Annotated in this window: 17 protein-coding genes and 1 pseudogene; 9 read left to right on the forward strand and 9 right to left on the reverse strand. The window is 41.7% G+C overall.

What is annotated here, in order from left to right:
- Nucleotides 1–185 precede the first annotated feature (185 nt).
- From V7K44_RS06085 to recG, 5 genes are all read left to right on the forward strand, one after another.
- Nucleotides 186–353 carry a hypothetical protein gene (locus V7K44_RS06085; protein WP_334929593.1) on the forward strand — a complete coding sequence of 56 codons (168 nt, stop codon included), beginning with the start codon at nucleotides 186–188 and terminating at the stop codon, nucleotides 351–353.
- 216 nt (nucleotides 354–569) lie between these two features.
- The gene (rpsB, locus tag V7K44_RS06090) at nucleotides 570–1,364 is read left to right on the forward strand and encodes a 30S ribosomal protein S2 (protein WP_334929595.1); all 795 of its coding nucleotides are present in this window, start codon (nucleotides 570–572) and stop codon (nucleotides 1,362–1,364) included.
- A 245-nt stretch (nucleotides 1,365–1,609) separates the two neighbouring features.
- Nucleotides 1,610–2,554, forward strand: coding sequence for a translation elongation factor Ts (gene tsf / locus V7K44_RS06095; RefSeq protein WP_334929597.1), 945 nt, complete (start codon nucleotides 1,610–1,612; stop codon nucleotides 2,552–2,554).
- A gap of 250 nt (nucleotides 2,555–2,804) precedes the next feature.
- Nucleotides 2,805–3,665 carry a hypothetical protein gene (locus V7K44_RS06100; RefSeq protein WP_334929599.1) on the forward strand — a complete coding sequence of 287 codons (861 nt, stop codon included), beginning with the start codon at nucleotides 2,805–2,807 and terminating at the stop codon, nucleotides 3,663–3,665.
- Between the two features lie 134 nt (nucleotides 3,666–3,799).
- Nucleotides 3,800–6,310 (forward strand): ATP-dependent DNA helicase RecG, encoded by a 2,511-nt coding sequence (recG, locus tag V7K44_RS06105; protein ID WP_334929601.1) that lies wholly within the window; start codon nucleotides 3,800–3,802, stop codon nucleotides 6,308–6,310.
- A gap of 157 nt (nucleotides 6,311–6,467) precedes the next feature.
- Here the strand turns inward: recG and V7K44_RS06110 are convergent, their stop codons facing one another.
- Both V7K44_RS06110 and V7K44_RS06115 read right to left on the reverse strand, forming a co-directional pair.
- Nucleotides 6,468–8,783, reverse strand: coding sequence for a caspase, EACC1-associated type (locus V7K44_RS06110; RefSeq protein WP_334929603.1), 2,316 nt, complete (start codon nucleotides 8,781–8,783; stop codon nucleotides 6,468–6,470).
- A 181-nt stretch (nucleotides 8,784–8,964) separates the two neighbouring features.
- Nucleotides 8,965–9,906: a glycosyltransferase family 2 protein gene (locus tag V7K44_RS06115; RefSeq protein ID WP_334929632.1), complete on the reverse strand. Its 942-nt coding sequence runs from the start codon at nucleotides 9,904–9,906 to the stop codon at nucleotides 8,965–8,967.
- Between the two features lie 274 nt (nucleotides 9,907–10,180).
- Between V7K44_RS06115 and V7K44_RS06120 the strand changes: the two are divergent.
- A pseudogene (locus V7K44_RS06120) lies at nucleotides 10,181–12,524 on the forward strand (PhoX family protein).
- Between the two features lie 356 nt (nucleotides 12,525–12,880).
- Nucleotides 12,881–15,241 (forward strand): PhoX family protein, encoded by a 2,361-nt coding sequence (locus V7K44_RS06125; RefSeq protein ID WP_334929605.1) that lies wholly within the window; start codon nucleotides 12,881–12,883, stop codon nucleotides 15,239–15,241.
- A gap of 204 nt (nucleotides 15,242–15,445) precedes the next feature.
- Here V7K44_RS06125 and V7K44_RS06130 read toward each other — a convergent pair whose 3' ends face one another.
- The 3 genes from V7K44_RS06130 to V7K44_RS06140 form a co-directional block, all read right to left on the reverse strand.
- Nucleotides 15,446–16,003 carry a PEP-CTERM sorting domain-containing protein gene (locus V7K44_RS06130; protein ID WP_334929607.1) on the reverse strand — a complete coding sequence of 186 codons (558 nt, stop codon included), beginning with the start codon at nucleotides 16,001–16,003 and terminating at the stop codon, nucleotides 15,446–15,448.
- A 321-nt stretch (nucleotides 16,004–16,324) separates the two neighbouring features.
- Nucleotides 16,325–16,585: a hypothetical protein gene (locus tag V7K44_RS06135; protein ID WP_334929609.1), complete on the reverse strand. Its 261-nt coding sequence runs from the start codon at nucleotides 16,583–16,585 to the stop codon at nucleotides 16,325–16,327.
- A gap of 64 nt (nucleotides 16,586–16,649) precedes the next feature.
- Entirely contained in the window at nucleotides 16,650–16,850 is a 201-nt protein-coding gene (locus V7K44_RS06140; RefSeq protein WP_334929610.1) for a hypothetical protein, read from the reverse strand.
- A 218-nt stretch (nucleotides 16,851–17,068) separates the two neighbouring features.
- On the opposite strand from V7K44_RS06140, the gene V7K44_RS06145 reads away from it, so the two are divergent.
- Entirely contained in the window at nucleotides 17,069–19,138 is a 2,070-nt protein-coding gene (locus V7K44_RS06145; protein WP_334929612.1) for a tetratricopeptide repeat protein, read from the forward strand.
- A gap of 32 nt (nucleotides 19,139–19,170) precedes the next feature.
- On the opposite strand, the gene V7K44_RS06150 is transcribed toward V7K44_RS06145, so the two are convergent.
- The 4 genes from V7K44_RS06150 to V7K44_RS06165 form a co-directional block, all read right to left on the reverse strand.
- Nucleotides 19,171–19,932: a hypothetical protein gene (locus tag V7K44_RS06150; protein WP_334929614.1), complete on the reverse strand. Its 762-nt coding sequence runs from the start codon at nucleotides 19,930–19,932 to the stop codon at nucleotides 19,171–19,173.
- Nucleotides 19,933–20,063: 131 nt separating this feature from the next.
- Nucleotides 20,064–21,560, reverse strand: a complete 1,497-nt coding sequence (locus V7K44_RS06155; protein WP_334929616.1) for a DUF1565 domain-containing protein — start codon at nucleotides 21,558–21,560, stop codon at nucleotides 20,064–20,066.
- A gap of 289 nt (nucleotides 21,561–21,849) precedes the next feature.
- On the reverse strand, nucleotides 21,850–22,017 hold the full coding sequence (locus tag V7K44_RS06160; protein ID WP_334929618.1) for a hypothetical protein: 168 nt from the start codon (nucleotides 22,015–22,017) through the stop codon (nucleotides 21,850–21,852).
- 134 nt (nucleotides 22,018–22,151) lie between these two features.
- Nucleotides 22,152–23,516 carry an IS110 family transposase gene (locus tag V7K44_RS06165; protein WP_334929620.1) on the reverse strand — a complete coding sequence of 455 codons (1,365 nt, stop codon included), beginning with the start codon at nucleotides 23,514–23,516 and terminating at the stop codon, nucleotides 22,152–22,154.
- Nucleotides 23,517–23,745: 229 nt separating this feature from the next.
- Here V7K44_RS06165 and V7K44_RS06170 point away from each other — a divergent pair, with 229 nt between their 5' ends.
- Nucleotides 23,746–23,910 (forward strand): hypothetical protein, encoded by a 165-nt coding sequence (locus V7K44_RS06170; RefSeq protein ID WP_334929622.1) that lies wholly within the window; start codon nucleotides 23,746–23,748, stop codon nucleotides 23,908–23,910.
- The last annotated feature ends 7 nt before the right edge of the window (nucleotides 23,911–23,917 follow it).

Consider the following 23,917-nt stretch of genomic DNA (forward strand, 5'->3'; position numbering starts at 1 on the left):
CAGTTATTCCCAAGCAAAACTGAATCAAAGGATAAATAAACCGCCAGCCCTTTAAGCACCCAGAGACGCTAAGAGACTAATAGATACTTGAAGGACAGGTTGGTGTTTTATTTCTAACTTCCACTAAAAAGTCCAAGACCAATGTCAAGTCAAGAATTTACCTTTAATTAGTGAGGTATAAAATTATGCAAGAAATTGAAAGATTCTTTGGCAACTTGTTCAGTGGCATAATCAACCGCTTTAAGTATTCTGCGATGGACGCTGCCGATCGCAAAATGAGAGAAACTATCGACGATCAGATCGAACAAGGGCGACAAAAACCCAAACCCCAAGATCGAGAAGACCGCGAGTAGACCTTTAAAAAAGCAAGATTTTCATTACTAAGTGCTGCCCGATTGTTGAGTAGGCAGCACTGTTTTCTTAACCTCACTCGGTCAAGCAACTACAACTCTTCAGAATATGCTAACCTAGTATGGTTAACTAATCTCGCACATCTAAGAATTCGGGTGTTTCCCGATTGGGAAATACACTTGGATGGAGGTTTAACCCGAATCGGAGTTGAAAAATATATGCCAGTAGTTTCATTGGCTCAAATGATGGAGTCAGGGGTTCACTTTGGGCATCAGACCCGCCGTTGGAACCCAAAAATGTCTCCCTACATTTATACTTCCCGCAATGGCGTGCATATTATCGACTTGGTGCAAACTGCCCAGTTGATGGATAATGCTTACAACTATATGCGATCGCACGCAGAACAAGGGAAGAAATTTCTTTTCGTCGGCACTAAGCGCCAAGCAGCTGGAATTATTGCCCAAGAAGCTAGCCGTTGTGGTTCCCACTACATTAACCAACGCTGGTTGGGCGGAATGTTGACCAACTGGGCAACCATCAAAACACGGGTTGACCGCCTGAAAGATTTAGAACGCCGTGAAGAAACTGGCGCACTAGATTTATTGCCGAAAAAAGAAGCATCAATGCTACGTCGGGAAATGACGAAGCTTCAGAAATACTTGGGCGGCATTAAAACAATGCGGAAAGTACCCGATATCGTGGTAATTGTAGACCAACGCCGCGAATATAACGCAGTTCAAGAATGCCAAAAGCTGAGTATTCCCATTGTGTCCATGTTGGATACAAACTGTGACCCCGATGTAGTCGATATCCCCATCCCAGCAAACGACGATGCTATCAGATCAATTAAGCTGATAGTCGGAAAATTGGCAGATGCCATTTATGAAGGTCGTCACGGTCAGCTAGATGCTGAAGAGTATGACGAAGATTACGACGGTGGTGAGTATGACGATGACTACGAAGAAACCGAATATACTGATGCCGTAATTCCCGATGAGGAAACAGAAGAATAGTGCTGAGTGCTGAGTGCTGAGTGCTGAGTGCTGAGTAAGATAGAAAGACTCAGCACTATTCAATTTGCTGAGTCTTGATTTTTGAAGTTGTAAGTTGTGATTTGTCAATGAAGAATAAAATTGATAACTGAACACTCAAAACTCAGCACGGGCTAAACGCCCTGTTAACGCTAACAAAACTCAGTACTCAGTACTAAATTAGGTGAGTGATTACAACTCGAGGTCAAGTTAGGAATTGAGGCAACATGGCGGAAATATCTGCAAAACTCGTCCAAGAGCTACGCCAAAAAACTGGTGCTGGCATGATGGACTGCAAAAAGGCGCTGATAGAGACTGAAGGCAACGTAGAAGAAGCCGCAGACTGGCTACGGAAAAAGGGCATCTCTAAGGCGGGAGCAAAAAGCGATCGCATTGCGGCAGAAGGTCTAGTAGACACTTACATTCAGCCCGAAGGTCGAGTGGGTGTACTCATAGAAGTCAACTGCCAAACCGACTTTGTTGCTCGTAACGAGGCTTTTAAAGCTTTAGTTAAGAATCTAGCAAAGCAAGCAGCGACAGCTGATAGTGTTGAATCTTTGCTGGCTCAACCCTATATTGAGAATGAAAGTGCGACTGTAGAAGAATCCATCAAGCAAACCATTGCTACTCTTGGTGAAAACATCCAAGTGCGCCGCTTTGTTAATTTTGCAATAGCAGAAGGCACACAAGGCGTAGTAGATAGCTACATTCACACTGGTGGTCGAGTTGGTGTATTAGTAGAACTGGGTTCCCAAACTGAGTCAGTGGCTGCTAATTCAGAGTTCCAAACCTTGGCACGGAACACTGCAATGCAAGTTGCGGCTTGTCCTAATGTCGAGTATGTGAGCGTAGACCAAATCCCCGCCGAAATTGCCCAAAAGGAAAAAGACATTGAAATGGGCAAGGATGATTTGGCGAACAAGCCTGAAAACATCAAAGAAAAGATTGTTCAGGGACGGATTGAAAAACGCCTGAAAGAATTGACTTTGCTCGACCAGCCTTACATTCGCGATCAGAGTATTTCTGTGGAAGACTTGATAAAGCAAGTGAAGGCACAATTAAGCGAAGAGATTCAAGTGACTCGCTTTGTCCGTTATATATTGGGCGAAGGCATTGAAAAGCAAGAAATCAGTTTTGCTGATGAAGTCGCTGCACAAATGGGCACCAAGTAATATTAGTTAGGAGTTAGGAGTTAGGAGTTAGGAGTTAATAGGAAGTTAGCTTCATAATTCATAACTTATAATTCTTAATTCTTAACTGCTTAAAAGACAGGTCAAGCAAATAGCCTGACCTGTCTTTCATTTAGTAAAGACAGAAAATTTCGGATTTAACTTAAAATATAAAATTCTCTGGAAAGTTATCTTAAAATAAATTTGTACATTTGTACTATTTAATGGTTCAGATGGGCAAGAGCGAAAAAATATGGCAAGAGCAATCGAGCGAATTGAGCAGGATATTACAGCACTCCAAGAAGCGATCCGGGCGATCGCAATCGAACTACAAAGCGCTTATGCTAGTTATCTAAATACCTTGGGGCTAGCTGTACGCAAACAGTTGATTCTCGCGAGTTACCACCTCTGTACCCAAGGATATCCCGAAAACTTTCTGCATTTGTCATTGAATCAGCGCCAACAATTGCAACAAGCTATTCGTAAGTTGGGTCAACTGGCAGCTGAACAATTGCTCATTTATCTTACAAGCGAAGAGTCAGGGGAAGATGAAGTAGATGAGATGGATGAGGGAGATGAAATGGATGAGATGGACGAGGGAGTAACACCCTCTTCATCTTCACTATTTCTGAACACTTCTAATTCTCAGTATCTCACTGCCAACACCTCCGATCCGATAGAACTGGCAAAATGGCAACAGAAATTAGAAGAGGTTGCGCAAGAGATACTGAAAAAACTTTCGCATGATGCTAATCTTTTGTTACAAAAAACTGGAGTATTGCCGAAAAAATTACCAGAGCCGATTTTAGCAGCAGCGGCGGCAGCATCAGAAGCATCTGCTGAGGTCATGCCAGGACCACCCAATTTATTAAATTTAGTAATTGAAATTGAAAATGAGCAACAGTCAGAAGATTCTGGACTGACTCAAATCATGGCTATTAACCTGCGGCTAGGAGAAATTGAATTTGCTGATGTGACACTTTCCTCAGATCGCAAGCGAATCCGCAGTATTTTAGTTCAGCTAAACAAACTAGGACGAGAGTATAAAAAGAGATATAAAGAAAAGGCGATCGCTGAAGCGGAAGCTGCATGGCGCGCTAGTTGGTTTGAATAAAGTTATGAGTTATGAATTATGAGTTATGAGTTATTTATTCCTAACTCTTAACTCGTCAACGCCACGCTACAACGGGGGAAACCCCCGCAACGCAGTGGCTCCTCCTAACTCCTAACTCCTAACTCTGCTGACCAATGACTAATGAAAAACCAGATTGGATACGATTGCACAAAGCCTTGGCAATAGAAGCCGAACGTGGCTTTACAGACTTGATGGGCAGAGAATACCGTTTCAGTGAATTTCTGAGCCTAACTTTGGGGAAATTCCCAACAGGCTTACCCCATACTGAACGCCGCCGTTGGCAAGGATTAGCGGTGCAATTTGCTAGTTATCCACATCTAGCAGTGGAAGAAAGGCAGCATTTAGTAGCAGAGACTCGTAGGTATCTTTCCCAATTACAGCAGCAGGAGGAGGGAGAGCAGGGGAGCAGGGGAGCAGGGGAGCAAGGGAAAACTTATCAATCCAAAGTTCAAAATCGTTCGACTGAGCGTAGCCGAAGTCCAAAATCTCTAATTGTTACTGAGGTGAGTCGGAGACTTGCACCGAAAATTGAGCAAAAACTCAGTGATTTACCTGAAATAGGTTTTAAAAAAGTTGATAATTTGGCACGGCTTGGTTTACATACCGTCCGCGACTTGCTTTTCTACTATCCTCGTGACCATATTGATTATGCGCGTCAGGTGAATATCCGCGAGTTACAGGCGGGTGAGACGGTGACAATAGTAGCTACAGTGAAGCGTTGCAACTGCTTTACTAGCCCTAAAAATCAGAAATTATCAATTTTAGAACTAGTAGTAAAAGATAACAGCGGTCAAATCAAAATTGGTCGTTTTTACGCAGGTACGCGCTTTAGCAGTCGCGCTTGGCAAGAAAGTTTAAAACGCCGTTATGCAGTAGGTAGCATTCTGGCGGCGTGTGGGTTGGTGAAAGAAAGTAAATATGGCTTGACACTGGATAATCCAGAATTAGAGGTTTTGGCAAATCCAGGAGATTCGATTGAGTCGCTAAATATTGGGCGGGTAGTACCAATTTATGGACTAACTGAGGGCGTGGTGGCAAATACAGTGCGACAGGCGGTAATTGCTGCTTTACCTGCTGCGGCTAACCTGAAAGATCCTTTGCCAAGTGGTTTGCGACAGAAGTATGGTTTGATGGAATTGAAAGATGCGATCGCTAATATCCATTTTCCCAGCGATAGCGCCGCCCTACAAGTTGCCCGTCGTCGCCTAGTTTTTGATGAATTTTTCTACCTCCAACTTGGGTTACTGCAACGTCAGCAGCAAGCAAGGGCGATTCAAACCAGCGCCATCCTCGTTCCACGCGGTCAACTTGTAGAGAAATTCTACGAAATACTGCCTTTTCAACTCACTGGCGCACAGCAACGAGTTCTCAACGATATTCTCAACGACTTGCAAAAACCTGTGCCAATGAATCGTTTGGTGCAAGGTGATGTCGGTTCTGGTAAAACAGTCGTCGCCGTGTTAGCTATCCTCGCAGCAATTCAATCTGGCTACCAAGCGGCGCTGATGGCTCCCACAGAAGTTTTGGCAGAACAACATTATCGCAAGTTAGTTGGTTGGTTTAACCTCTTGCATTTACCAGTGGAATTACTTACAGGTTCGACTAAAGCGGCTAAACGAAGACAAATACATTCTCAGTTAGGAACTGGTGAATTACCTCTGTTAGTGGGAACTCATGCCTTGATTCAAGACCCTGTAAACTTTCAGCAATTAGGGTTAGTAGTGATAGATGAACAGCATCGCTTTGGGGTAGAACAACGGGCACGTTTGCAGCAAAAAGGCAATCAACCTCATGTGTTAACTATGACTGCTACCCCAATTCCCCGAACCTTAGCACTGACGATACACGGGGATTTGGATGTGAGCCAAATTGATGAGTTACCACCGGGACGGCAAAAGATTCAGACAACAGTATTGTCAGGTCAACAACGCAACCATGCTTATGATCTCATCCGCCGAGAAATTGTCCAAGGTAGACAAGTTTATGTAGTTTTGCCTTTGGTGGAAGAATCAGAAAAATTAGATTTGCGATCGGCTGTTGACGAGCATCAAAAGTTACAGGAAAGCGTTTTTCCCGATTTTCAAGTGGGGTTACTGCACGGTCGTATGAGTTCAGCCGAAAAGGACGAATCTATTACCAAATTTCGTGATAACCAAACGCAGGTTTTGGTTTCTACTACCGTTGTCGAGGTTGGTGTAGACGTACCTAACGCTACAGTAATGCTCATTGAAAATGCGGAGCGATTTGGCTTATCGCAACTGCACCAACTGCGGGGGCGTGTCGGTCGTGGCGCGGCTCAATCTTACTGTTTATTGATGAGCAGTTCCAGAAGTCCTGATGCTCAACAACGGTTGAAGGTATTGGAACAATCTCAGGATGGCTTTTTCATCTCTGAAATGGATATGCGTTTTCGTGGCCCGGGACAAGTGTTAGGAACTCGTCAATCTGGAGTGCCAGATTTTACTTTAGCGAGTTTGGTTGACGATGAGGAAGTTTTACTTTTAGCGCGGCAAGCAGCGGAGAAAATAATAGAGATGGATGCAACTTTAGAACGCTGGTATTTGATGAAAGAAGAGTTGAAGTATCGATATGAGCGCTTAATGGGTGGAGCGATTTTGACGTAATATATCTTGTCTTGATGATAAACAGCGACTAAATACACCTATCTTTCCTAAAAATTTAGTTAAGAGTCCAGATAGAACTGGGGAATGTGGTAATGCTATGCATCGTTTAGGTCAAGCTTTATAGAAAATTGTTTATAGTGAAAATTATAAAAATCCTTTATTTTTGTGCTTTGAAACATTCTTCAAGTTTGTTTGTATAATCTTCTTTATTCTTGAACATCTTTCCAGCAGAGGGTAGATGCCCCACAGGTGCTGTCTCGTTAAATATGAGGTCACTATTCGTTTTACGATACCAGTCGATCTTCTTTTCAAATTCACTTTGGTTAGGTTTGACTTTTTCCCAAATATTCCGTTGCTTCTGAAAACCAAAGTTACGGCTGGAGTGTTCCCAAAGGTTATTTATCTTTGTTAAATATCCGCATTGAATATTGTTGCTGTTTATACTTGTAATATAGCCTGCTTGTGTTCCAGATAACTGGCGTATGATATCAGAAGTGATTTTATCTGCATCACGCCAATTCTTAGCAGATAGTTGTTTATCAAGTTTAGATATAGATGGTTTCTCTAAATTATCTAGAGATTGATATATTGAATATCCCATGAAGCCAAATAACAGAAATGCTGCCACTATATATAATTTATTTTTGTGCTGAGAAACTTTTGTGAAATTTGATTGAGGCTGTGAGACAGAGAGTTGAGAGTAGTCTAATTGTTGTGGATAACTAATAGTAGCATCTGGACTTTCTAGCTTGATATCAGGTTTAGTACCAACAATAGCAGGTTTAATGCCGCACTCCTCAAGTCTTGATATAAGTGCAGAAAATCGATTCACTACCTTATTAGAATAACCCCAATTCAACCATTCTCTGCAATACGGGAGATGTCCATCAACAGCGTTTAAGCTGAATATTAGGTTATCCTGACTTCTCCAGTTTCCTTCTAAAGACCAGCCAACGCGATCGCCAAAACTCTTAAAAGTGTCGTATCCCGAACTTTTACTTCCTTCAAGACTTCCCCAAATACGCTGTTGCACACTAAAACCAAAACGTCCGTTACTATATTTCACCCAAAGTTGGTCAATTTCACTTAGACTTTCACACGATAATTGTCTACAATCTTCTGCTTGGAGCTTGCCTTCCTGTTCACGACCAGATAACTTAAGCATAATAGCCCTAGTTTTCTGATCTGCTTCCCTCCACTTACCTGCTACTAATAAGTCTTGTAGTTGACTACAGTCTGTTGTTAAGGTAGCGCTAAAGTCATCAATTAGAGATTCTGTAGAAATTGATTGTATCTTTGGTTTGCCTTGAATATCAGAAATAACGCTGTTAGGGATATCAATATTATTTCCTATAAAACTAAATGCCTCTGTTGAAAATGCATTTTCATTACTATTAATCGATTCTCTGTTTGGAGTAATTCGCGCTTCAATCAATGCTACATCCTTATCTTTAAGCCCCCAAAATTTTTGATAGTCTTTTAACTGGTTGCGAGTGTACTTACTTATAGGATTTTCAGCTTGAATTGCTTCAGATAACACCTGCTCGTATTGCTGCAATTTTGCCTCGTACTCTCGATACGGTTTGAGAACTTCTGTTTCAATAACAGCAGCTTCTTCAGGAGTTAGTTGCAAACTATCTCGTTTGAGGTCTAGCAATTTGCGGGCAATAGGAGGAATATTACTGTCTTTGAGGCGATCTTCAACATCTTGGCGATATTTCAGCTTTGGATCTTCAACTCGGACTTTAGCCAGTAGTATCTTACTGCCTTCTCTAATTGGATAAATTTCAGGCTTCATTTTGCCAGGAGCAGTTTCTTGTACTTTTTCGCTAGCATATTCGTGCAACTCATCAATAGAAACTGCTCCATCTTGATCTTTATCTGCTATTCCAGTTTTAATACCTTCAACTAAAAAATGCGTATAAACTGAGAGGTCAAAACGCTGACTCTCAAAAGAATACTGAGTTGACGTACTAGATGTGAGAACAGCTCGTCCTTCTCCACCTAATTGTTGCTTGACAGGCACAGAACCATCATCTTTGGCAGTCATTCCTTGGGCAAAAGCGCCACTGAAGCAACAATCCAGAATCACTACTTGTCGCTTCGAGCGGCTACTGCTCATAATATTTTGTACATAACTCGCTGCTACTGCTGTAGGTTGAACGAGTGCTTCTTGTTCTTTGCGGGTATTATGAGCAGCCAAATAAAGATTGCCACTATCATCTTTCACTCCATGACCAGAGAAAAAAAGTAGCAGGAGATCATCTTTTTTACGATTTGCAAACAATGTATAAATTGCTTCTTCCATAGCCTGTCGCTCAGGATTAATCAGTGGTGTCACTTGATCAAAACCGCCGATTGCTGGATTTTCTAAAACTTCGTGTATCGCCTCTACATCTTTGGGAGCCGCTGTTAAGGAAGAAAGACCATTTCCATATTCGCCAACCCCAATTAACAATGCTACCTTAGCCATCTGTGACTCTCTATCCTGCTACGAATTTCTGTTACTGTGGTTAATGCTTAGGTTATCACGAGTACCCTATACCTTATACAATCCATTTAGTGATCATTCCAGACTCGATTGCTGTGCTGAGATTTGCCTAGAGGTAGAACGATCGCAATCCTATTTTCGATAAGCAGGAATCAATTTTTAATCACGATACTTGCTGCATTTCAGCATAGGCTTCATAAACACCCTTCACGTTGTACCAATTGAGGAAAATTCGGGCAATTTCTAAAGCTAATTGAGGTTTACCTAAATTAATTAGCCATTGCAATAACGGAGCCATTGTCCGTTCATTTAGCGCACCATTGAGTGACAAAATCCCCCAAAGTAAGCGATGCAGCCAAGTCATTTGAATCATCATTCGCACTTCCCATATGGGATGCTTTTGATAAAATAAAACTCCCATCCGTCCGCGTTGAATTTCTTGGTCAATTAATCGGGGAATTTGCTCTAAGTTAAATGCTGGATGCCAGTGATATCCTACGGCTTCTGGACATTTAATTAGTGTCAAACCTAGTTTTTTTAGCCGCACGCCTAACTCTAAATCTTCCCAGCCATAGAGTTGAAAACTAGTATCAAAAAGTCCCGCTTTATCTAACCAATGTTTGGGAATTGCTACATTTCCTGTAGCAAAAAAAGCTGCTGAAAAATCTGTGACTTTGTAGGGTTCAGCCGTTGGATTGTTGAAATTACAAGTATTAATAACTGCACCGTAAGTGAAAAAGCGATCGCTCCCCAATTTCTCCTGTCCCTGCAATAATGCATTAGCATGAGCTTGGAGGAAATTCTTCAGCACTACTAAATCACTATCAATAAAGATAATTGTGTCTCCCTGCGCCTTTTCTACCCCCAAATTTCGAGCCGCAGCCGGGCCAGCATGATCCTGTTGAAACCAACGCACATGGGGAAACTCTTCTTTGTGTGCTGCTAACCACTCCAATGTGCCATCAGTAGAACCATCATCTACCAAGACAATCTCGTAACCAGTAACTGAACTTGGCTGACTCAACTCTTGCACCTCCAAGGCGCGGAGGCACTTTTCTAAAATCGGTTGGCGATTATAAGTCGGTATCACAACGCTGAAAAACACAGTCTCACCCACAACAGTATTGATTTATCCATCTCCAGGATAGGACAGATGGGGCGCTGACACTGTTCCTTACTTGATTTGGCTAAGGAAATAGTCAGAGGTGATAATTTTTAGTTAATTAACTTATAACCTCAGCTTAATCATTGTCAAATAGAGTAAGTAATAAAATAAATATCCCTTTATTAAAAACTTATTAGGTATTTCAAATACAGTAAATTTTCAGAAATTAGAGCTTATTTCTACTAATTTTTTCTGTCACACAGAGGAAAGTTTGATGTCTAAATTAAGTCGGAGAGAACTTTTAATATTTTTTGCTGGCAGTGCTGGTGCTGCTATTTTAGGAGACAAACTTTTAAATGGTTTTGCTAGCGGCGCAGAAGCAAAAACGCCCAGTATTAGCTTTACACCTGTACGATTACCACATCCCCTACCAATTTATCAGCAACAGAAAAATTTCTTGCCAACAGGAATTGGTCAGGGAGAAGTAGTTAATGTATCTACGGATATTAAGTTAAGTAGTTACAACGTTATTGATGATGTAGTAGTGCCGCCAGAGTACGAACGTTATGTAATTGTCAGTTGGGGCGATCGCGTCTTTCCTAACAAAGATGAATATTTCGGTTACAATAACGATTTCACTGGGTTTATTCCCCTTGGAAAAACTAATGATGTCGGGTATTTATGGGTGAATCATGAATACATTAGTTTTCCATTTTCTAGTTTAGTACTAGAAGATTCATCCGATCTGAAAGGACTGCCCGACGCATTTGAAAAGGTAATTGGTTGGGCTTTACCCTCCAGTAGAAATATTGAAGTTGAAGGTGAATTTTTATATAATCAAGGCGGCTCAATCGTCCGCATCTCTCGCCAAAATACAAGTAAACGTTTTGCTGTAGTCAAAGATGCCAAAAATCGCCGCCTTCATGGTCTTTCTGGGTTGGGAATCAATAGCCAACGCAATGATGACTACAAAAGTATCACAGCTTGGGGAAGTCGCAATCATCAAAAAGGTGACAAAAATTATTTAATCGGAACTGGCCCAGCTGCAAGCCAAGTTTTTAATCTCTCCTCTGATGAATTGGGCAACAAAATTATTGGTACAGCTTTCAACTGTTCTGGCGGTAAAACTCCTTGGGGAACGATTTTATCTGCGGAAGAGAACTTCCAAAATAGCTTTACAGAAGGAGTCAAAGCTAATGGTACTCAGACAGATTATACAGACAAAACGATTAGCAAGACTTTTGGATTAGTTGGTGAAAAATACGGCTGGATTGTAGAAATTGACCCCAAAAATCCGAAATTTCGCCCCCGTAAGCACACTTCGTTAGGTCGTTTTCGCCATGAAAATGTTGCCCTGCGTGTTGAAAAAGGCAAAAAATTGGTTGCTTACTTGGGTGATGACAGACGGGGGGGACACACTTGGAAATTTGTCAGCGCAAACACTATTTCTTCACCCACCAGTAAAACTAACAGTAGCTTGTGGGAAAAGGGAACTTTGTATGTTGCCCGTTACAATCCAGACGGTACAGGTAAATGGATACCGTTACTTTTAACTACCGCTACCAATCCAATTACGCCGACAGTTCTATCTTCTGTAGAATTTGCTGCATTGCAGAAGGTACAAAAAGAAGGTCTTTTACCATTACCGAGACGCAATGGGATTGCAGGTGAAACCAAAGATGGTGGTATATTTAAATGCGATCGCACTAACGAAACAAAAGCACTACCTGATTATCAAAATAAGAAACTTTCTGACTTCTACTCTAGCCAAGGTGCTGTTCTGAGTGATGCCTTTTTAGCTGCAAACTTAGTTGGGGGAACTCCTACAGCGCGTCCCGAAGATATAGAAGTGCATCCAACCACCAAAGAAGTATTCATCGCTTATACAGATGGTGCGCCGGGAAATGATGGCTATCCTGATTCGCGGATTTTTCAAGTTGCCAAGTTAAGTACAGATGCCAAGGCGACTCAGCAATCAGGAGGACTGTACAAAATTATTGAAGATAGTGCCGATCGATGCCACAGGTTTAACCTTCCGGTGGCAGAGATTTGCCCAAGGTGGCGAAGCTGGGTCAGTTAATGGCGCTGGTTTTGCCAACGTTGATAATCTAGTTTTTGACAATCAGGGAAATATTTGGGGTGTCACGGATATGTCTACCGACACTCACAACGGTTTTGATGTTGGTGCTGAAGGTAAGCAAACCAAAATCGATCATACCGTTAGTGGTAATGTTTCTGATTTTACCGGAGTTTTCGGTAATAACTGGCTATTTTATATCCCTACCAGTGGTGCAAATGCTGGACAGGTAATACCGTTTGCTCATGGCCCAGTGCGTTGCGAAATGACCGGGCCAAGTTTTGTCGGAAATACACTGATTATTTCAGTACAACATCCTGGTGAAGATTGTCCAATTAACGATGGCACAATGCTGAGTCGCAACATTGAATTACTAGATTTGAATGGTACTACGTTCAATCAAACTCGGAGTTTACCTCGTGGCAGTAGTTGGCCAAGTAATATCTCAAAAAATGATGGTGGTAAGGAGGAAGCTACAGGTGTTCCCCGACCATCTGTAATTGGTATCTGCCCAAAAAATTCTCGCAGTAAGTTTATTTAACAAGACAGAATTCAGAGTTAAATTTTGAACGAAAAAGCTACGCGTTGCATCTATAAGAGATGCAACGCGACTTATTCTTCTGAAATTTTATAGACAACAAAGCTTTTAGTTAATTTTAGAATAAATCTCCATTAATCAAGATATAACCTTGGGTTAATTTTTGGTAATTAGATTATATGAAAAAGTGAAAATTTTTGTCTGGTTATGTAACCTAAATAGCAAAAACATTTTGTTAATAACAGGTTAATTACCATTCAAAATCTGCGGCATTTGACGTAAATCATTTATGGCTTTTTCTGTCAGTAATCAAGATTTGCCTTTATGAAATTTTTAGTGTCACAACAGAGGAGAGTTTAATGTCTAAATTAAGTCGCAGACAAATTTTAGTATTTTTTGCTGGCAGTGCTGGTGCGGCTGTCTTGAGTGAGACGATTATAGATGGTATTTCTAGTATTGCAGGAGCAAACAACAAACGACTCAGCTTTACACCAGTGCGTTTACCCCATCCCTTACCCATTTATAAACAGCAAAAAAGTTTCTTACCAACGGGAATCGGTCAGGGACAGCTAATCAATGCATCTGCAAATGCAAAGTTAAATAGCTACAACGTAGTTGACGATCTGGTAGTACCACCAGAGTACGAACGTTATGTAATTATCAGCTGGGGCGATCGCGTATTTCCCAACAAAGATGATTATTTTGGTTACAACAACGATTATACAGGTTTCATTCCTCTAGGCAGAACCAATGATGTCGGCTATTTGTGGGTCAATCATGAATATGTGAGTTTTCCATTTTCCGATCTAGCACCAGAAGCTCCTGCTGATGTTAAAGGATTGCCTACCACTTTTGAATCAGTGATTGGTTGGGCTTTACCTGCCACCAGAGGTATTGAATTTGACGGCGAAGTTCTATATAACTTAGGCGGATCAATCGTCCGCATCTCCCGACGTAATTCTAGTAACCGTTATGCTGTGGTTAAAGGAGATGCGAGAAATCGTCGCCTTCATGGTCTTTCTGGATTGGGAATTAATAGCCAAAGGAGTGATGAATATAAAAATGTCACTTCTTGGGGAAGTCGCAGCTACCAAAAAGGCGATCAAAACTATCTCATCGCAACTGGCCCAGCTGCAACCCAAGTATTTAACCTCTCTTCCGATGGACTAGGCGACAAAATTATTGGCACTAGCTATAACTGTTCTGGTGGTACAACTCCTTGGGGAACTATTTTAAGTGGTGAAGAGAACTTTCAAGGAAGTGTAGGAGCTTTTGTTGGTGTCACAGAATCAGTTAACCCTAATGGTACTCAAACAGGTTACATCGATGGTACTACTGGTAAGACCTTCGGTTTAGTTGGTGAAAAATACGGTTGGATTGTCGAAATTGACCCTGTTAATCCAAATTTCCGCCCTCGCAAACATACTTCACTGGGTCGTTTCCGTCATGAAAACGTTGCAATCCGTGCCGAAGTTGGGAAGCCATTAATCGCCTATATGGGCGATGACAGACGTGGGGGACACACCTGGAAATTTATCAGCGCAGGTGTTATTTCTTCACCAACCAATAAAGCCAACAGCAGTTTGTGGGAAAGTGGTACATTGTATGCTGCCCGCTACAATCCAAATGGTACGGGTCAATGGATACCGTTACGTTTAACCACTCCCACCAATCCCATTTCACCATCGCTGATTTCTTCGGTGGAGTTTGCTGCTTTGGGTTCGGCTCAAAGAAATGGTCTTTTACCCCTACCAAAACGCAATGGTATTGCAGGTCAAACTACAGATGGTGGTTCCCTCGCAGTCGATCGCACCAATGAAGCTGATAGACTACCTGCTTATCAAGGTAAGAAGCTATCTGACTTCTACACTTCCCAAGGTGCTATTCTTAGTGATGCTTTTTTAGCAGCGAATTTAGCTGGCGGAACTCCGACAGCACGTCCAGAAGATATAGAAGTGCATCCGACCACTAAAGAAGTGTTCATTGCATATACTGATGGTGCGCCAGGAAGCGACGGTTATCCAGATTCGCGCATTTTCCAAGTTGCCAAGTTGAGTACAAATGTCAACGCAACGCAGCAATCCGGGGGATTGTACAAAATTATTGAAGATAGTACCGATGGTACTGGTCTAACCTTCCGTTGGCAAAGATTTGCTCAGGGTGGCGAAGCCGGATCTATTTCTGGTGCTGGTTTTGCCAATGTAGATAACCTAGTGTTCGACAATAAGGCAAATATTTGGGGTGTAACGGATATGTCTACCACCACTCATAATGGTTTTAATGTCGGTGCTGCCGGGACAGTAACTACCATCGACCACACAGCCAGTGGTAATGTTTCTAACTTCACAGGAGTTTTCGGTAATAACTGGCTATTCTATATTCCTACTACTGGTAAGAATGCCGGAGAGATAATACCTTTTGCTCATGGGCCAGTGCGTTGTGAGATGACTGGGCCAACTTTTGTGGGAGATACGCTGATTATTTCGGTACAACATCCCGGCGAAGATAGCCCAATTAATGATGGTACGATTTTGAGTCGTGAGATTGAATTACTCGATTTAAATGGTGTTACGTTCAATCAGGCTCGGACTGTCCCTCGTGGTAGTAGTTGGCCAAGTAACATCTCAACTGCTGACGGTGGTAAGGGTCAACCTAGAAGTCTTCCCAAACCATCTGTAATTGCCATTAGACGCAAGAATCCTACTGGTAGTTTTACCTAATACCAATTCAATTAATTGATTGCAACACATCCTTGAGTAGAGACGCGACGCCAGTCGCTACAACGGGGGGAACCCCCGCAACGCGCTGGCTCATGAATCGCGTCTCTACAAATGGTCTATTTGTCGCATTCTTTTATTGGGATAACTATGTGTGTAGAGACGTTATTATCTAACGTCTCTATATTAATTTTCAAAGTAGGACTATTAATTTGTTACTCTAGATAGTTTTTTGGGTTTCATTCCGAATGCCATAGCACTAGCGATCGCTATACCACCAAGAGTCATCGGTTCTGGTACAGATGTACTTTTAGAGTAAGTGACCGTACCCACCTCTGTTGTAGATAATAAGTCGGCACTGAGAATGCTATAAAATTTTGTTCCTCCTGTATTTGGATTACCTAGACCGTTACCAATCAAAAACCGATCTTCGACTAAATAGCTCAGTCCTGACAGGTTGCCATTTGTAAAGCTGACTACAGGAGATGATGGATAATCAAAGTCACTTGCCTCTGTATATTGAGTCCCTAAGTAGTCAAATACAATAGATAATCCATTGCTAACGCCTAGAGTTTCCTCACCAATCGCGGTTAAGGTCGAGTCATCATAACGAAAAGAGCCGAAATACTGACCGGGGCGATCGCCAGATGTCGCATTTACGGTGAAATCATAATTCACTAAGGCAGCTTGCGTCGGTTTAACAACAGCAGCAACCGAGATAGCAACAGCAAAAGCCGCAACGCTAATATCTTTAGCTAATTTCATCAGAAAAAGCTCCGAAGCTAAAAAATGAATAATTCTGTAATTTCACTTAAATAAACTTTTAACCAATTTATATAGGTTAAGAAATAACCAACAAAAGATGATCTTTGTTAAATCTTTAAGATTGTCAGATATATATAAATTTTGTGTAAACTTATTTTAATATTTACAGTAGGTTATGTTTTGAGTTTGGGCGTAGGCGTAGCCCTCACACATAGCAATCCTATCTAAGTTGTGAAAATGAACAAACCACTTTTTCTGCGAAATGCCAAGAAGAGAAAAGAAGTTTTCACATCTAATTTAGGACTGCTATAGTTGCGAAAATCAGGCATGGAGATTTGCTTGTTCCTGCAACCACGGATCTACAGGTTGTCCATCTTTGCGGCGTAATTGAATTTCCACAACCATCACTTCTTTGGAACCAGGAGGTGCAGGTTTTTTATGGAAAAGAATGTCATAATCTTCTGGATTGTGCTTATGTTCTTTCAACCATTCCTGTACCTTGGTTGTGGCAAAAAATGATTGCCCTTGCTCAAACATTCGGGTAATCTGCAATTGCAGTGTGTAAGGATTTATGCGACCCATTTTCTACCGCCTTTGTTAAGTTAATTTGAGAACAAGTAATCTACTAACCATAGATAATCTAATGTTAATGCGAAGTAACCACACCTGACACTTCCCATACAGGTAGAACTTTCAGTTTCACCGCCCTTTTATCTGTAAAAACAAAGTCCGAATCTTGTTCGGTGGATGGTTTAAAAAAGCGTCGATGCTTTCGCATTTTGTCTTCCACTGGTTGATAAATTATTATTTTTACTGCTTGACTTTCCCCAACTTTAGCAGTAATCACAACGTAGTAATATTATAGTAGTACCTCACCAAAAATGTCATAAACTTGACTGCAATCTACGACTAAAGTTGTACGTACACTCAGGACGAGAAAACGGATTAGTTAAGGATAGCTCAGAATTTTACACTGCCTCTACAACATTTAACCACTTAATTCTGTTATAGATTGGAGAGAGGCACGCCGCTTCAAAAACTGACCAACAGACTCAGATGGTTGTTATGCAGAGCAAAAATCAAGCTGTTTTCGCTTTAATTGGAAAAAGTACTATTGTATTTTTACCCTTATTGTTATCCATTGGAATCGCCAGTGGACAATCTGCACCATCACCCAACCCAGCACTAACTCCGACTCCAGTGTTATCGAATTCAGAACGGGAAGAGTTAGCACGACTACGAGCAGAAAAACGAATTCAACAGCAAGTCCAATCTGATTTTAAAAGCACTTTTAGCCGCACAACTATATTACTCGATATTTGGCTAGTTATACTAAGTCTCTTTCCAGTCGCAGTCATTGCTTTGTTATGGTTGTTGCGACGGGTGATAATCCGAGAAATTGTTGATAGGGCAATGCAACAAGTTCAGGGAATGGAAAAATTACAAAATCAGCTAACCACCGTTAAACAAGAAGCTGAAAATGTTATTCAAGATGCGAAAAAAATAAATTATGAATTAGAACAGGAAACGATTGCTTTACAACAAAAAATTAAAAATGAACAAGAAAATGTATCTATTCTGATATCCGATCTAGATTTAGCTAAAGCACAGATATTAAGTAGATTAGAAGCGGAACTAAAAAAATCTCAAGAAAATATAGAAAATTTAGAGTCAAAATTTGCTTCGGGACTATCTAAGTTAGAGTTTGATGCTCAACAACAAAAAGATATAGCACTGGAGAATTTAGGAAAATTAGCATCTGCGATCGCAGAAGAACTGTCTAAGTTAAAGTTAGGTGTGCAACAACAGCAAGAACTAGCCGTTACTGATTTAGAAATATCAAAGTCTGAGTTCACATCTCGACTTTCTGGATGGCAGTCTAATGCTCAACAGCAAAAAGATATAATTTTTGAAATTTTAACACAATTACAGTCAGAATTTGTAGAAAACTTATCTGAATTACAGATTGATGCTCAAAAGCAAAAAGAGATCGCCGTTGACAGTTTAGGTCTATTTGAGCGGGAACTTAAATCTCAATTATTGGAATTACAGATAGATGCTCAAGAACAAAAAAATAAAATTCTTGCGAGTTTAGAAGTATTGCAGTCAGAATTTAAATTTCAATTATCTGAATTACAAGTCGATGCTCAAAAATCCAAAGAGCTAATTATTGAGAATTTAGAAAAATCTGGTTCTGAGTTTACTTCGCAATTCTCAGAATTACAATGGAATGCTCAACAACAAAAGATTCTCATTTTAGAGAAGTTAGAAAGATTAGAAACTGAGTTTGTTTCTCAACTATCTGAGTTACAATTGGATGCCCAAGAAAGAAAGGATCTGATTCTTCAAGAACTAACTGAAATTACGCCGGAATCGATTCTAGAAGTGATGAATTTTGAAGTTGAGCAAGAAATACAGGAAGAGCCACAACAAGCAGAATTAAATGCTGATGAGTATGTAAAACAGGGAGACGATCTGTTTTCTGTAAGGCGTTATGAAGATGCGATCGCAGCTTACAACCAAGCAGTGAAAATCCAACCTGATGAACCTGTGAGTTGGTTAAAACGTGGTCTAACTCTGGGAAGATTAAAACGCTACCAAGATGCGATCGCATCTTACGATCGAGCGATTGCGATTCAGCCAGATTATCATCAAGCTTGGTGCGATCGCGGCGTTGCTTTTGGAAACTTACAACAACATCAGCAAGCCTTTGCCTCCTTTGACAAAGCTACACAAATCAAACCTGACGATGCCGTTGCCTGGTTAAATCGCGGTCTTTCCCTAGTAACATTAGAACAATACGAAGAAGCAATCGTCTCCTTTGAGAAAGCGCTAGAATTCCAACCCAATTCTCCCAAAATCTGGGATAAACATGGTTACACTTTGGTAAGATTGGGACGCGATGATGAAGCGATCGCTAGTTTTAACAAAGCTTTAGAAATTAAGCCAGATTATGCAAGTGCCTATTACAACAAAGCAGCCTGTTACGCACTGCAAAGACAAATTGACCGATCCCTGTTAACTTTACAACAAGCAATTGAACTTAATCCCAGGTATAAAGAAGACGCAGCAACTGACCTAGATTTTGATGATATTGCCGACGACGAGCGCTTTAAGTTGTTAGTTGCAGAATGAAATGTCATTTGTCATTTGTCATTTGTCATTAGTTATTCTCCCCCTGCTCCCCTGCTCCCCTGCTCCCCAGACATGGCTTTGAGTTTAGATGTAAAAGAATCAGAGCGATCGCTTGTTTCGGGGGTAAATTGCCCGATTGGGGCATGAATAGGAGCAGGTGGGAGCAGTTTTGGCTGTCGTTGATGATGGTTTGGTGATGGGGAAAGCGCTGGACTTTCTTTTGAAGTTTGCCTCTGGCTGACAGCAGATAATCGCTCAAGGGTTGCCGAAGAGGTAAATTTCCCAGAAAGCGGAGACTTCAAGACAGTTTTATTGTCTCTATCTTCCTGCTTTCCATCTTCTTGAGTCAAAGATGTCTTTGGTTGATAACTTTTCAGTTGGAGAGTCGCAGTATTGCTGTGTTGATAGCCATTGCGAATTTTAGCTGGTGGTAATTGAGGACTCGTCACTTGCTCTAAAGTGGGTTTTTTCTTGGCTGGCGGTAGAACTGGTGCAGCCGATGACGTTAAGCTTTGGGGAAATTTGCTACAAATCATCCGTTCAAATTCCATGTTGAAATGATATGTAGCCTGATCCCGGCGCTGCCAAAATACTAAAATTTGCTGCACGGAAACGGCTTTATAACGACCTTGATATAGTGCCTCAATCACTGCCAGGTGTAGCCAATTAAGGGGGTATTGCGTTTGCCAACGCTCAACTAGCTCATTGGCACTATACCCACTGAGATCGAAACTATAGTTAATTAATAAGGCGATCGCCAAGTTGGCAGAGGTGTCTGGAAGTGTTGTTAACATGGGGCTATTAGCTTTAGGCAATAGGTCTAAGATTTGTCACCCATTGCATATTAGCCTAGCGTGCTTTTAACTACATGGTTTATTTTTCCAATAGTTGTTAAGCCAATAGGCAGTGTTCCTTATTCTACTTGTCAACTTCTAGAATGCAACCCCATATAGACTGATTTAATCGCAGATGTTCGCCCAATGGCGACTAATGCCTGATAAACCATCGCTGCAACTTCGGCGCGTGTTGCCAAACGTAAAGGTGCAAGCACTTTCGGATCTGGATAGTTGACAACGATTCCCCGTTGTGTAGCAGTAGCAACAGCTGTTCGGGCGTAGTCGGGAATGGTATGACGATCGCTATATACTTCTAAAACATCGCGATCGATAGCTGGTAGTCCCAGTCCGTTTACCAGCGAGACAATCACCTGTAGCCGTTGCACACCTCGATCGGGGCGGAAAGTGCGATCGCTAAATCCGCCAACAAAGCCACCGCTAGCCGCGATTTGGATAGCGCTATAAGCCCAAAAATCCTTGGGTACATCCGTAAAATCAGGTGCCGGGATTTTTTTGGGAAATGGGTTAAAAGCGATCGCAACCATTGCTGCATACTGAGCGCGAGTCATGGGTTTATCTGGCTGGTAGCTACCATTGGCAAACGCATGAGTTAAATCCATCCTCGCTAATGCTCGAATAAATGGTTCTGCCCAATGTCCCTCTAGTTCGGGAGATGAAGATTCGGTCAAAGTGGCGACTCGATTTTTTGGGAGTAATTCTACCAAACCCTTGACTAGAGACGGATTTAATTGATTACCTACGGAAACTAGCTTTTGTGTAGTGGCATTATATAAATCAAATTCAATATGATCGCGAAAAATATTATCACCTGGATCTTCGCTATTACCTAAATCGGCGACTGCATTGCCATTGACTAATAAACCACCTTGGGTATTTTTAGCAATGAGATTTTGACGTAGCACAGGTTGGGCATTGCGAGAAAGTGCGATCGCGGTGCGATTTTCTGATAATTTATTATTGGCGATCGTTGGCGCAGCAAAGTCACTAATTGCTATGCCTAAAGGGTTTCTTTGAAATACATTCCGCCGTACCTCTCCCTGGCTATAACCTGCCATTACTAACCCGCTAGCAGTATTTTGCACAAATACGTTATCTAAAATTGTGGGTTTGGCAGTACCAGTGGTAAACACCCCTTCCCGTCCACAATTGCTCAGAGTATTGTTACTTAAAGTAGGCGCAGCCGATTCAATCCAGATACCAGTGCCTTTGGCTGAGGGATTGGTGACAGTTACACCTAAAAGACTGGCATTATCTACCAAGAGCAGCGTAATATTTTGTATACCAAAACTGGGACTTTGAAACTCGCCACTCCCAGAAATTGCAATCCCTGCACCTTTGTTAGCTTCATTACCCACCACTGTCACCCCTCCAGGGACGATTAGTGGAAACACCTCACCACTAGCGGCGTTGTAAGTCCCCGACTCCAGATGAATTATCGTCGGGATTTTGGTTACTTTTAAAGCACGGGTGAAGCTTTTAAATGGACTCAACCGTGAACCAGTATTGCTATCATTCCCTGTCATAGGGTTGACATAGAGTGTGACGACGAGGGTAGAGTTCACCATTGATAGTTGAGAGTCAATTGTTTTAATTATGACAATCGTAAATAACACTACTTGTAGCAAACTTTTTCAGGGTAACTGGAACTTTTAGGAAAAAAGGACTAAAACCCCAAGCCAGAAGCCAAACCCCAGCAATAGGAAACCTAACATCAGCATTCTTCCCTGTGGATACCCAAAGACATCATCGTAGTAGCTTATGAGTGATAAGAATAGGGGAGGGAATGACGATAGCCATTCTAAAAATTTCATATTGCCTCAGTGATTAATGTTCCCTTTATACTCCGCTGGGGATTCACTCTTCTGGTACATAATTTTCATTCTCATTTAATTTGGTGTGTAGCTCCTGTAGCTGGCTCTCAATTTCTGCTTTCTGAACTTCAAGCGACTTTATTTTCTCTTTGAGAGATGCTACGTACACTTGATGCAATTCTTGCTTGCTTCCAGTTTGGTATATGGTCATCTGGGGATTTCAGGGCAACTGAAAGTTTTTCTTAAAACAAATGCTCTAGCGTAAAACTAGAGCATTTGACAATTTCAAATGTGACCGTTTTTAAGACAGGATTTACTGTCCGATTTCATAGAAATTTAAATAAACTATACAACTATTTTGCATAATTCCTGGAACAGTAAGTTTACTACTTTACTCATCAGCTTTCCCTGGATGTGTTTACCACCTAGCAGTTTCTCACCTTGTTCAGTGGTATTGGATTTGAGTGAGTCGCGGTAGCTGGTAAGCTCCTTAGTCAGTTCGTTTTCTGGTAGCCTGCCAGTTTCTACACCAGTTAGCACGTACTGCCACAGACTAACCCTACACAGTGATGAGCCGCTAGGTTTTTCAACAAGTCCATCTCCTGACTCTTCCAGAACAGTACCCATTCCCAAACGCATTTTGAAAGTGTCGCGGCTGCGGTTGCGTTTAGTGCGCTTAGTGTCCCCAGCTAGATGGCGAATCATGGTTTGCCCGTCTCTGCGAATGCGTACAGTTTTCTTCACCTCACGGACTTCGTACTCAATTACGGGCTTACCGTTAATTCCCAGGAATGACTCAAAGGGGTAAATCCTGGTGAGTAAACGCGATCGCACTCTCAACCCAAAACCGAACTTATCAAACACTTTCATGTAAGGCTTAAATTCACTATTAGAGAGCATTTGAGTGATTCTTGCTTCCAAGTGCTGCTCAAAAAGTGAGATATCGCACATCCAGCCAGCGTGCAACTCTAGGATTGGGTCAAACTTAATTCCATAATCTTGGGCAATGGAAATTTTATAGCGGTTTTCAATGCGGGTTTTTGCACCGGGGGAGATTTCCAGCCTTTTAGCTAACCATCCCCAAAGTGGTGGTAGTAATCCTGGTTTACTAGATGCGCTCTTGGTGTGCGCCATTTCTGGAAACTGCCAAGCAAGAAGTTGCCTTGCATAATTCACAATTGGCGATTGCACCCGGTTAAGGTGTTCAAGCTGCTGGCACAAATCGCGGAGTTCATCAATGGGTTCGGGGCGGTGCATCAGGAAATACCTGATGTTTAATTCCCCAGTTTCCAGCCGATGATCTGGATCGTGACCGTAAGCGGCCATTGCTAAAGCATCGGCGGGGTCGCTTTTATTTGGTAAATTTTTACCACCGCGATAACGTCTGAGTTCAACGTGACCCACCCAAAGTATTTTGATTTCTAGCTTATTGAGGATGGATGCCCACAGTCTTGAATAGTGGTTTCCCGTTGGTTCAAGAATCGCATAATCTGGTTTGATTTCTGCTAGATAATCAGCAAAGTCAAAAGCAGATTTTTGTTTCTTTCTAGCATCAGGATTGGAGTAAAAAGCCGGATATAAAGTAGATGCTTTATTTCTTGTTTTATTCCAATATGCCTGTAATCCGCCCTTGGGATATTGTGTTAAAATATGGCAAGTTACGCTTGATTTACTAACATCAATACCCAAAATAGTTGATTCTATTGTCATGGTTCTGCGTAGCTTAATGGTGGTTTTCAAGGACTGGCATCCTTTGATTGACCCGAACTTAATAGCGCACGAATCACCCTAACGCCCCACACTTGAGGGGCGCGATTCAGGAGTAAACGCATTCGGGGAATTAATTAGGGTTGTGCCGCGCATGAAAAAGTGAACACCACAATTCAGTGGCGCAATTCACAGTGAACGCCGCACTTTCTCTAATTAAGTTGCGGATGCTTTGGACACAACCCGCGACGGTGGTACTATCCCACCGTTTCGGCTACTGTGTCAGGTAGCCCGCGCTTATGGAGAGCGCGATCGCAACAATGGCGATTCATCAAGCGGTTATATGCTTTCGAGAGTGACGGTAATTGTGTGTAAGTCTTTCATCAGTATTTCTTGAGTGTCTT

Source organism: Nostoc sp. (genome assembly GCF_036917235.1).
Lineage (GTDB): Bacteria > Cyanobacteriota > Cyanobacteriia > Cyanobacteriales > Nostocaceae > Nostoc.

Bases quoted from the DNA above. Each gene is read 5' to 3' on its own strand.
- V7K44_RS06085 (WP_334929593.1), top strand. From the start codon at position 186: ATGCAAGAAATTGAAAGATTCTTTGGCAACTTGTTCAGTGGCATAATC.
- rpsB (WP_334929595.1), top strand. From the start codon at position 570: ATGCCAGTAGTTTCATTGGCTCAAATGATGGAGTCAGGGGTTCACTTT.
- tsf (WP_334929597.1), top strand. From the start codon at position 1,610: ATGGCGGAAATATCTGCAAAACTCGTCCAAGAGCTACGCCAAAAAACT.
- V7K44_RS06100 (WP_334929599.1), top strand. From the start codon at position 2,805: ATGGCAAGAGCAATCGAGCGAATTGAGCAGGATATTACAGCACTCCAA.
- recG (WP_334929601.1), top strand. From the start codon at position 3,800: ATGACTAATGAAAAACCAGATTGGATACGATTGCACAAAGCCTTGGCA.
- V7K44_RS06110 (WP_334929603.1), bottom strand. From the start codon at position 8,783: ATGGCTAAGGTAGCATTGTTAATTGGGGTTGGCGAATATGGAAATGGT.
- V7K44_RS06125 (WP_334929605.1), top strand. From the start codon at position 12,881: ATGTCTAAATTAAGTCGCAGACAAATTTTAGTATTTTTTGCTGGCAGT.
- V7K44_RS06130 (WP_334929607.1), bottom strand. From the start codon at position 16,003: ATGAAATTAGCTAAAGATATTAGCGTTGCGGCTTTTGCTGTTGCTATC.
- V7K44_RS06135 (WP_334929609.1), bottom strand. From the start codon at position 16,585: ATGGGTCGCATAAATCCTTACACACTGCAATTGCAGATTACCCGAATG.
- V7K44_RS06145 (WP_334929612.1), top strand. From the start codon at position 17,069: ATGCAGAGCAAAAATCAAGCTGTTTTCGCTTTAATTGGAAAAAGTACT.
- V7K44_RS06150 (WP_334929614.1), bottom strand. From the start codon at position 19,932: ATGTTAACAACACTTCCAGACACCTCTGCCAACTTGGCGATCGCCTTA.
- V7K44_RS06155 (WP_334929616.1), bottom strand. From the start codon at position 21,560: ATGGTGAACTCTACCCTCGTCGTCACACTCTATGTCAACCCTATGACA.
- V7K44_RS06160 (WP_334929618.1), bottom strand. From the start codon at position 22,017: ATGACCATATACCAAACTGGAAGCAAGCAAGAATTGCATCAAGTGTAC.
- V7K44_RS06165 (WP_334929620.1), bottom strand. From the start codon at position 23,516: ATGACAATAGAATCAACTATTTTGGGTATTGATGTTAGTAAATCAAGC.